Origin of the sequence: Pseudomonas protegens (assembly GCF_003732485.1) — a bacterium.
Lineage (GTDB): Bacteria > Pseudomonadota > Gammaproteobacteria > Pseudomonadales > Pseudomonadaceae > Aquipseudomonas > Aquipseudomonas protegens_B.
The window spans coordinates 448,380-458,232 of record NZ_MOAK01000086.1 but is presented as its reverse complement, the minus strand read 5'-3'; the positions used below and the strand labels follow the sequence as shown (position 1 = coordinate 458,232).

Sequence of the window (9,853 nt, the reverse complement as noted above, 5' to 3'; positions counted from 1 at the left end):
GGCAAGCCGGCTCCTACACCCTCCCGGTAGGAGCCGGCTTGCCGGCGAAAGCGTTATTCGCTCACTTCACCTGCCCCAGATTCGCCTCGCTCAAATCCAGGTCCGCCAATACCTCACGCAGCACATCATCACCAATCTGGTGATGTCGGCTCAGGCGGTACAGCTCCAGCCGTTGCGCCCGCAAGGCCTTGAGCCGCAGGCGCCGCTCCAGCAAGTCCATCTGCAACGCCAGGGCCTGGGCCTCGGCGGAATCGTTGTAGACCTCCAACTGATGCCGGTATTCGGCCATCAAGCGCCCCTTGAGCTCGGTGGCCAGTGCCGCCTGGGCCGCATCGGGGGCCTCACTGGTCTCAGCCACTTCCTCGGCTTCCAGGGCATGGATCGCCGCCTCGGCGGTCTTGCGCCAGGCATCGCGGACTTCTCCACGGCGTTTGTCATCGGGGCTTTTGACGATACCGCGCAACAGCAGCGGCAAGGCGATGCAGGCCGCCACCAGGGACAACAGGATCACCCCGGCAGCGATAAAGATCAGCAGATCACGTTCGGGGAATGACTCCCCAGCGCCCAGGAACAAGGGCACCGACATCACGCCGGCCAGGGTCACCGCCCCACGCACTCCACCCACGGTCAGCAGCCAGCAGGAGCGGGCCGTGGGCACCAGGGTCAGTTCACCCTTGCCGCGCCAGCGCCGCAGCAGCCCGGACAGACGCCAGATGCTCTGCACCCAGATAAAGCGCAATACCAACAGCACCAGGAAGATCGCCAGCACATCCAGACAGCGGTAGAACAGGGTCGGCCAGAGGGAAGTTTCATGGCTGACCACCGCCTTGATGATGTCAGGCAACTGCAGTCCCAACAGTAGGAAAATCAGGCCATTGAAGGCGAATTCCAGCAGCGACCAGACACTGCGATTGAGCAGTCGGGTGCTGGTCTGACGCGGCAGCAGGTCGAGCCAACTCTGCATCATTCCCGCCGCCACCGCCGAAAGAATGCCCGAGGCCCCCAGGCGCTCGGCCAGGACATAGGCCGCAAACGGCAATAGCAGCATGAACACCACATGAGTTGCCGGATCGTCCCAGCCTCGGGCGATCATCCAGGCCCGCAGGCGCCCGACCAGCCAGCTCAGCGCCACCCCGACCGCCAGCCCGCCCACCGCCACCAGCACAAAGGTCAGGCTGGCATTGGCCAGGGAGAACACCCCGGTAACGGCGGCCACCAGGGCGAACTTGAAAGTCACCAGGCCCGAGGCATCATTCATCAGGGCCTCACCCTGGAGCATGTGCATCAGCGGGGTTGGCAGGCGGTTCTGGGAAATGGCCGACACCGCTACAGCGTCGGTGGGCGATAGCACCGCGGCCAGGGCGAAAGCCACCGGCAACGGGATGGTCGGCAGCAGCCAGTGAATGAAATACCCGGCCCCGACCACGGTGAACAGCACCAGGCCCACCGCCAGGGTCAGGATCGGGCCTCGCAAGCGCCAGAACTCGCGCTTGGGCATGCGCCAACCGTCGGAAAACAACAGGGGCGGCAGGAACAGGAAAAGGAACAGTTCCGGGTCCAGGGCTACGTGCAAACCCAGGGTCGGCCAGGCCAGCAAGGCGCCGGCGGCAATCTGCACCAAAGGCAAGGGCAGCGGAATCACCCGTCCGACAAGACGCGAGAGGCTCACCAGCATCAGCAGGATGAGGACGGTATAGGCGGTTTGCATAAAGCGGGCTTCCCGATCTGAAACTTCAAAGCAGACGCACAACAGCGGCAGGAATTCACCGCAGAAGTGCCATATTAGCCGCTTAAGCTGCGTTTACGCCGCTGCACAAAAGTCGCAACGGCGCCCGGGCGCGGAAATACAATGCGACAAAGCCCCGCAGCAGCCGACGCCGAATCGGCGCGGTCGTGGCATAATCCGTGACCTTTCATCTCCAGCATCTCCAAAGGGGGCAATTCCTTGACCGCTTCAAGCAAAACGTTGCACCTTTTCGGCATCAAAGCCTGTGACACCATGAAAAAGGCGCGCACCTGGCTCGATGAACACGCTGTCAGCTATGACTTCCATGATTACAAAACCTCCGGCATTGACCGTGAGCACCTGAATCAGTGGTGCGACGAGCACGGCTGGCAGGTGGTGTTGAACCGCGCGGGCACGACCTTTCGCAAACTCGATGACGAAAGCAAAGCCGATCTCGACCAGGCGAAAGCCGTTGAACTGATGCTCGCGCAACCTTCGATGATCAAGCGCCCGGTGCTCGACCTCGGAGACAAGACCCTGATTGGCTTCAAGCCAGACCTTTACGCAGCGGCGCTCAAGTAAGCCTGCTCACTCTATTTCGCAAGAGGTAACTGCATGTCCACTACTCTGTTCAGCCTGGCATTCGGTGTCGGCACCCAAAATCGTCAAGGCGCCTGGCTGGAAGTGTTCTACGCATCGCCACTGCTCAACCCTGCCGCCGAAATCGTTGCCGCTGTCGCACCGATCCTCGGTTACAGCGAAGGCAACCAGGCCATCACCTTCACCACCGCCCAGGCCGCGCAAATGGCCGACGCGCTGAAGAGCATCGACGCCACCCAGGCGGCCCTGCTGACCCGCCTGGCCGAAAGCCACAAGCCGCTGGTAGCCACCCTGCTGGCAGAAGACGCCCAACTGACTTCCACTCCAGAGGCCTACCTCAAGCTGCACCTGCTGTCCCACCGTCTGGTCAAGCCGCACGGCCTGAGCCTGGCCGGGGTGTTCCCGCTGCTGCCGAACGTGGCCTGGACCAGCCAGGGCGCGATCGACCTCGGCGAGCTGGCCGAGCGTCAACTGGAAGCCCGCCTGCGCGGCGAGCTGCTGGAAGTGTTCTCCGTGGACAAATTCCCGAAAATGACCGATTACGTGGTGCCGAGCGGCGTACGTATCGCTGACAGCGCACGGATTCGCCTGGGCGCCTACATCGGCGAAGGCACTACCGTCATGCACGAAGGCTTCGTCAACTTCAACGCCGGTACCGAAGGTCCGGGCATGATCGAAGGCCGCGTATCGGCTGGCGTATTCGTCGGCAAAGGCTCTGACCTGGGCGGCGGTTGCTCCACCATGGGCACCCTGTCGGGTGGCGGCAACATCGTGATCAAGGTGGGCGAAGGCTGCCTGATCGGCGCCAACGCCGGTATCGGCATTCCATTGGGCGACCGCAACACCGTGGAGTCGGGCCTGTACGTGACCGCCGGCACCAAGGTGGCGCTGCTGGACGAGAACAACCAGTTGGTCAAAGTGCTCAAGGCCCGTGAACTGGCCGGCCAACCGGACCTGCTGTTCCGCCGCAACTCGGAAACCGGCGCCGTGGAGTGCAAGACCCACAAGTCGGCGATCGAGCTGAACGAAGCGCTGCACGCTCACAACTAAGCAGCGATTCGGTTTCACTGGAACCGGCCGGGCGCTTATCATCGGCGCCCGGCCTGTTCAAACGAGTTCTGCCACCATGCTTGTACCCTCCCCCTGGCGCGCCGACTTCCCGGCCATCGCCGCCCTGCATCGCCAGGACCAGACGTACCTGGACAACGCCGCCACCACGCAAAAACCCCAAGCCCTGTTGGACGCCCTGGCGCACTATTACGCCAATGGCGCGGCCAATGTGCATCGTGCGCAACACCTGCCCGGCGCCCACGCCACCCAAGCGTTCGAAGACAGCCGCAGCAAGGTCGGCCAATGGCTGAATGCCGGTGACAGCGGGCAGATCGTCTTCACCCACGGCGCCACCAGTGCGCTGAATCTCCTGGCTTATGGCCTGGAGCACCGATTTGAAAGCGGCGATGAGATCGTCATCAGCGCCCTTGAACACCATGCCAACCTGCTGCCCTGGCAACAGTTGGCCCAACGTCGCGACCTCAAGCTGCTGATCCTGCCCCTGGATGCCGACGGACTGATCGATATTGATGCGGCAAGCCGCCTGATTGGCCCGCGCACTCGCCTGCTGGCAGTGAGCCAGTTGTCCAATGTGCTCGGCGCCTGGCAACCCTTGACGCCACTGCTGGCCATGGCCAAGGCCCAGGGCGCGCTGACGGTGATCGACGGCGCCCAGGGCGTGGTTCATGGCCGTCACGATGTGCAGGCCCTGGGCTGCGACTTCTATGTGTTCTCCAGCCATAAACTCTATGGTCCGGACGGCGTCGGCGTGCTGTTCGGCCGTCATGCCGCGCTCAAGCACCTGCGTCATTGGCAGTTCGGCGGAGAAATGGTCCAGGACGCCGACTACCAGCACGCCAGCTTTCGCCCGGCGCCCCTGGGGTTCGAGGCCGGTACACCACCGATTGCCGGGGTTATCGGCCTGGGGGCTACCCTGGATTATCTCGGCGCACTGGATCAGCAAGCAGTCACCGCACATGAAGCCGCGCTGCACGCCTATCTGTTGCAGGGCTTGCAGGCACGCAACGGCATCCGCCTGCTGGGCACGCCGCAACTGGCCCTGGTCAGCTTCGTCGTCGATGGCGTGCACAACGCCGACCTGGCCCACCTGCTGACCGAACAGGGCATTGCCGTACGTGCCGGTCACCATTGCGCCATGCCGCTGATGAAGAGCTTCGGCCTCGCCGGGGCGATTCGCGTATCCCTGGCGCTGTACAACGATTCCGAGGACCTGGAGCGCTTCTTCGAGGCCCTGGATCAGGCCTTGGAGCTGCTGCGATGAGCCTGCCGGCGGATGCCATCGCCGCGCTGAAGGTCTTTCAGCAAGCCCCTGGCTGGGAGCAGCGTGCACGCTTGCTGATGCAATGGGGCGAGCGCCTGCCGGCCCTGAGCGAGGCCGACCAGGTCGAGGCCAACCGGGTGCACGGCTGTGAAAGCCAGGTCTGGCTGGTGGCGGCCCTGGAAAACGGTCATTGGCAGTTTGCCGCGGCCAGCGACGCGCGGCTGATTCGCGGGCTGGTGGCTCTGCTCCTGGCGCGGGTCAATGGCCTGACGGCAGAGCAGTTGCGGGAAGTGGATCTGGCCGACTGGTTCAACCAGTTGGGCCTGTCGCGCCAGCTCTCGCCTTCGCGCAGCAATGGCCTGAACGCCGTTTTGCAACGCATGAGCGAACTGGCCAGCGCCCCGTAACTCCGTAGGAGCCAGCTTGCTGGCGAACAGGCCCATAAGCCTTGCACCCTCCTCGCGGCCCTCTTCGCTGGCAAGCCAGCTCCTACGGGGCGGCGGGCTTGCTGCGCTCCGACGGGCGGCGCACGCCAGCAACGATCTTGTCCACTGCCTTGGTCGCCGCCACCATGCCGAAGGTCGCGGTTACCATCATCACCGCACCAAAACCGCCGGCACAGTCGAGCTTGACGCCATCGCCGACAAAACTTTTCTGCAGGCAAATGCTGCCGTCCGGCTTCGGATAGCGCAGTTGTTCGGTGGAAAACACACAGGGCACGCTGTAATGCCGGGTCACGGTACGCGAGAAACCGTAATCGCGGCGCAGGGTGGAACGCACCTTGGAGGCCAACGGATCGTTGAAGGTGCGGTTCAGGTCGCAGACCTGGATCAGCGTCGGGTCGATCTGCCCGCCCGCGCCGCCAGTAGTGATGATCTGGATCTTGCGCCGCTTGCACCAGGCGATCAGCGCCGCCTTGGCATTGACGCTGTCGATGCAGTCGATCACGCAGTCGATGTTCGGGGTGATGTACTCGGCCATGGTCTCGCGGGTGACGAAATCCGCCACCGCGTGCACGCGGCAGTCCGGGTTGATGCCCCGCAGGCGCTCGGCCATGACCTCGACCTTGGGCTTGCCCACGGTGCTGTCCAGGGCATGCAGTTGCCGGTTGCTGTTGCTGACGCAGACATCGTCGAGGTCGAACAGCGAGATCTCGCCCACCCCGCAACGGGCGACGGCTTCCGCCGCCCAGGAACCGACCCCGCCGACCCCGACGATCGCCACATGGGCTGCCCGCAGCCGCTCCAGGCCTTCAATGCCATACAAACGGGCGACGCCGGCAAACCGTGGATCTTCTGTACTCATGACCATCACCTAAAAAACCGGCGCGCATTATAGGGCCTCAAGGCGACAAGTTTTAACCTTGAAGCTACAAGTAAAGAACTTAAACCCGAATACAGTGCCCAAGGTCTGGCTTTCCTCTGTGCGCTGTACGCTCAGTTGAGGGCCGGTGTAGGATGCCCGCCGTTTGGCGCCTGCCAACCCTTCCCTCGTTCCACACCTTTTGGAACCCGAAATAGCTATGTCATCGCGTAAATTTGGACTCAATCTGGTGATAGTGCTGGCCATTGCCGCCCTGTTCACCGGCTTCTGGGCGCTGATCAATCGCCCGGTCTCGGCCCCCGACTGGCCAGAACAGATCTCCGGTTTTTCCTACTCGCCTTTCCAGCAGGGCCAGTTCCCGCAGAAGGACCAGTTCCCGTCCGACGATGAAATGCGTCGCGACCTGGAGATCATGAGCAAGCTGACCGACAACATCCGTACCTATTCGGTGGACGGCAGCCTGCAAGACATCCCGAGGCTCGCGGAAGAGTTCGGCCTGCGCGTGACCCTGGGGATCTGGATCAGCCCGGACCTGGAGCGCAACGAGCGGGAAATCATGCGCGCCATCGAACTGGCCAATACCTCCCGCAGCGTCGTGCGGGTGGTGGTGGGTAACGAAGCGATCTTCCGCAAGGAAATCACCGCCGACCAACTGTCGGTGATTCTCGACCGGGTGCGTGCCGCGGTAAAAGTTCCGGTCACCACCTCGGAGCAATGGCACGTCTGGGAGGAAAACCCGGGGCTGGCCAAGCACGTCGACCTGATCGCCGCGCATATCCTGCCCTACTGGGAATTCATCCCGGTGGACAAGGCCGAACAGTTCGTCCTCGATCGCGCCCGCGACCTGAAGAAGATGTTCCCGAAAAAGCCGCTGCTGCTGTCCGAAGTGGGCTGGCCGAGCAACGGCCGCATGCGTGGTGGCGCCGACGCCAGCCCGGCAGACCAAGCGATCTACCTGCGCACCCTGGTCAACAAGCTCAACCGCCAGGGCTACAACTACTTTGTCATCGAAGCCTTCGACCAGCCGTGGAAGGCCAGCGACGAAGGTTCGGTGGGCGCCTACTGGGGCGTGTTCAACGCCGCCCGCCAGCAGAAATTCAACTTCGAAGGCCCGGTGGTGGCGATCCCGCAATGGCGGGTGCTGGCCATCGGCTCGGTGGTGCTGGCGCTGCTGTCGCTGACCCTGCTGATGATCGACGGCTCGGCCCTGCGCCAGCGCGGCCGCACCTTCCTGACCTTTATCGCGTTCCTCTGCGGTTCGGTGCTGGTGTGGATCGGCTACGACTACAGCCAGCAATACAGCACCTGGTTCAGCCTGACGGTGGGCTTCCTCCTGGCCCTCGGCGCGCTGGGGGTATTCATCGTGCTGCTGACCGAGGCCCATGAACTGGCCGAAGCAGTGTGGATCCACAAGCGCCGGCGCGAATTCCTGCCGGTGGAAGGCGACTCCAGCTACCGGCCGAAGGTCTCGATCCACGTGCCCTGCTACAACGAGCCGCCGGAGATGGTCAAACAGACCCTCAACGCCCTGGCCAACCTCGATTACCCGGACTTCGAAGTCCTGATCATCGACAACAACACCAAGGACCCGGCGGTCTGGGAACCGGTGCAGGCCTATTGCGAAACCCTGGGCCCGCGCTTCAAGTTCTTTCACGTCGCGCCCCTGGCCGGCTTCAAGGGCGGCGCGCTGAACTACCTGTTGCCGCACACCGCCAAGGACGCTGAAGTGATCGCGGTGATCGACTCCGACTACTGCGTCGACCGCAACTGGCTCAAGCACATGGTGCCGCACTTCGCCGATCCGAAGATCGCCATCGTGCAATCGCCCCAGGACTATCGCGACCAGAACGAAAGCACCTTCAAGAAGCTCTGCTATGCGGAATACAAGGGCTTCTTCCATATCGGCATGGTCACCCGCAACGACCGTGACGCGATTATCCAGCACGGCACCATGACCATGACCCGGCGCTCGGTGCTCGAAGAACTGGGCTGGGCCGACTGGTGCATCTGCGAAGACGCCGAGCTGGGCCTGCGGGTGTTCGAGAAAGGCCTGTCGGCGGCGTACCACCACGAGAGCTACGGCAAGGGCCTGATGCCCGATACCTTCATCGATTTCAAGAAGCAGCGCTTCCGCTGGGCCTACGGCGCGATCCAGATCATCAAGCGTCACACCGCCAGTCTGCTGCGCGGCAAGAACACCGAGCTGACCCGTGGCCAGCGCTACCACTTCCTCGCGGGCTGGCTGCCGTGGGTGGCGGACGGCATGAACATCTTCTTCACCGTCGGCGCCCTGCTGTGGTCGGCGGCGATGATCATCGTGCCGCAACGGGTCGACCCGCCGCTGCTGATCTTCGCCATCCCGCCGCTGGCGCTGTTCGTGTTCAAGGTCGGCAAGATCATCTTCCTCTACCGCCGTGCGGTGGGGGTCAACCTCAAGGACGCATTCTGCGCGGCCCTGGCGGGCCTGGCCTTGTCCCACACCATTGCCAAGGCGGTGCTGTACGGTTTCTTCACCAGCAGCATCCCGTTCTTCCGCACCCCGAAGAACGCCGACAACCACGGCTTCTGGGTGGCGATCTCGGAAGCTCGGGAAGAGTTGTTCATCATGCTGCTGTTGTGGGGCGCGGCACTGGGGATCTTCCTGGTGCAGGGGCTGCCGAGCAACGACATGCGCTTCTGGGTGACCATGCTCCTGGTACAGTCGCTGCCTTATGTGGCGGCACTGGTCATGGCGTTCCTGTCATCACTGCCAAAACCTTCGGAACAACCCGAGCCGGCTCCTGCTGCCTAAATCGATCCAAAGCACTAAACGGCGGCCTCAGGCCGCCGTTTTGCTTTAAGATATCCGCCATTTTGCGCGCCCTGCCCAACCCTGTAGGAGCTGGCTTGCCAGCGAACCAACCGACGCGGTGCAACCCTTGCACCGCCATCGCCGGCCCGCCGGCTCCTACGCAATGCCTTGCACCGGAGTGACCCATGACGGCCCATGCCGAGCTTTCGCCGACCCTGCAACTTGCCTGTGATCTGATCCGTCGCCCTTCAGTGACGCCGATCGACGCCGACTGCCAGAAGCTGATGATGCAGCGCCTGGGGGATGCCGGCTTCAAGCTGGAACCGATGCGCATCGAGGACGTGGACAACTTCTGGGCCACCCATGGCCAACATGAAGGCCCAGTGCTGTGTTTCGCCGGCCACACCGACGTGGTGCCCACCGGCCCGGTCCAGGCCTGGCAGAACGACCCGTTCGAAGCCCTGATCGACGAACACGGCATGCTCTGCGGCCGCGGCGCGGCGGACATGAAAGGCAGCCTGGCCGCCATGCTGGTGGCCGCCGAGCGTTTCGTCGCCGACTACCCCGACCACAAGGGCTCGGTGGCCTTCCTCATCACCAGCGACGAAGAAGGCCCCGCGCACCACGGCACCAAGGCGGTGGTGGAACGCCTGGCGGCACGCAAGGAGCGCCTGGACTGGTGCATCGTCGGTGAGCCTTCGAGCACCAGCCTGGTGGGCGACGTGGTCAAGAACGGCCGCCGCGGCTCCCTCGGCGCCAAGCTCACGGTGCGTGGGGTACAGGGCCATGTGGCCTACCCGCACCTGGCGAAGAACCCGATCCACCTGGCGGCGCCGGCCCTGGCAGAATTGGCGGCCGAACACTGGGATGACGGCAACACGTTCTTTCCACCCACCAGCTTCCAGATTTCCAACCTCAATTCCGGCACCGGCGCCACCAACGTGATCCCGGGTGATCTGGTGGCGGTGTTCAACTTCCGCTTCTCCACCGAGTCCACCGTTGAGGGCCTGCAACAACGGGTTGCAGCGATCCTCGACAAGCACGGCCTGGACTGGCACGTGGAGTGGGCCCTGTCCGGCCT

The 9,853-nt window shown here is 63.5% G+C and carries 8 protein-coding genes; 6 read left to right on the top strand and 2 right to left on the bottom strand.

The genetic code is table 11. The features are described from left to right. Nucleotides 1-61: 61 nt before the first annotated feature. Nucleotides 62-1,708 carry a Na+/H+ antiporter gene (locus tag BLX41_RS29040; protein WP_123727649.1) on the bottom strand — a complete coding sequence of 549 codons (1,647 nt, stop codon included), beginning with the start codon at nucleotides 1,706-1,708 and terminating at the stop codon, nucleotides 62-64. Nucleotides 1,709-1,945: 237 nt separating this feature from the next. Here BLX41_RS29040 and BLX41_RS29035 point away from each other — a divergent pair, with 237 nt between their 5' ends. From BLX41_RS29035 to BLX41_RS29020, 4 genes are all read left to right on the top strand, one after another. Further along, nucleotides 1,946-2,308 carry an ArsC family reductase gene (locus BLX41_RS29035; RefSeq protein WP_011059519.1) on the top strand — a complete coding sequence of 121 codons (363 nt, stop codon included), beginning with the start codon at nucleotides 1,946-1,948 and terminating at the stop codon, nucleotides 2,306-2,308. Between the two features lie 33 nt (nucleotides 2,309-2,341). Beyond that, complete coding sequence (gene dapD, locus BLX41_RS29030; RefSeq protein WP_015634328.1) at nucleotides 2,342-3,376, top strand: 2,3,4,5-tetrahydropyridine-2,6-dicarboxylate N-succinyltransferase; 1,035 nt, start codon at nucleotides 2,342-2,344, stop codon at nucleotides 3,374-3,376. Nucleotides 3,377-3,452: 76 nt separating this feature from the next. Continuing rightward, nucleotides 3,453-4,658 carry an aminotransferase class V-fold PLP-dependent enzyme gene (locus BLX41_RS29025; protein WP_123727648.1) on the top strand — a complete coding sequence of 402 codons (1,206 nt, stop codon included), beginning with the start codon at nucleotides 3,453-3,455 and terminating at the stop codon, nucleotides 4,656-4,658. Beyond that, the gene (locus BLX41_RS29020) at nucleotides 4,655-5,065 is read left to right on the top strand and encodes a SufE family protein (protein ID WP_123727647.1); all 411 of its coding nucleotides are present in this window, start codon (nucleotides 4,655-4,657) and stop codon (nucleotides 5,063-5,065) included. Before BLX41_RS29025 ends, BLX41_RS29020 begins: the two co-directional genes overlap by 4 nt. A gap of 82 nt (nucleotides 5,066-5,147) precedes the next feature. Here BLX41_RS29020 and tcdA read toward each other — a convergent pair whose 3' ends face one another. Continuing rightward, entirely contained in the window at nucleotides 5,148-5,969 is an 822-nt protein-coding gene (gene tcdA, locus BLX41_RS29015; protein WP_123727646.1) for a tRNA cyclic N6-threonylcarbamoyladenosine(37) synthase TcdA, read from the bottom strand. A 211-nt stretch (nucleotides 5,970-6,180) separates the two neighbouring features. Between tcdA and BLX41_RS29010 the strand changes: the two genes are divergently transcribed. Together BLX41_RS29010 and dapE are read left to right on the top strand one after the other, a co-directional pair. Continuing rightward, entirely contained in the window at nucleotides 6,181-8,772 is a 2,592-nt protein-coding gene (locus tag BLX41_RS29010) for a glycosyltransferase (RefSeq protein WP_123727645.1), read from the top strand. A 185-nt stretch (nucleotides 8,773-8,957) separates the two neighbouring features. Next, nucleotides 8,958-9,853: succinyl-diaminopimelate desuccinylase (gene dapE / locus BLX41_RS29005; RefSeq protein WP_259745319.1), on the top strand; the 896-nt coding region annotated here is incomplete at its 3' end.

Excerpts from the sequence above, each read along its gene's own strand:
- BLX41_RS29040 (WP_123727649.1), bottom strand. The coding sequence starts at position 1,708 with ATGCAAACCGCCTATACCGTCCTCATCCTGCTGATGCTGGTGAGCCTC.
- dapD (WP_015634328.1), top strand. The coding sequence starts at position 2,342 with ATGTCCACTACTCTGTTCAGCCTGGCATTCGGTGTCGGCACCCAAAAT.
- BLX41_RS29025 (WP_123727648.1), top strand. The coding sequence starts at position 3,453 with ATGCTTGTACCCTCCCCCTGGCGCGCCGACTTCCCGGCCATCGCCGCC.
- BLX41_RS29020 (WP_123727647.1), top strand. The coding sequence starts at position 4,655 with ATGAGCCTGCCGGCGGATGCCATCGCCGCGCTGAAGGTCTTTCAGCAA.
- tcdA (WP_123727646.1), bottom strand. The coding sequence starts at position 5,969 with ATGGTCATGAGTACAGAAGATCCACGGTTTGCCGGCGTCGCCCGTTTG.
- BLX41_RS29010 (WP_123727645.1), top strand. The coding sequence starts at position 6,181 with ATGTCATCGCGTAAATTTGGACTCAATCTGGTGATAGTGCTGGCCATT.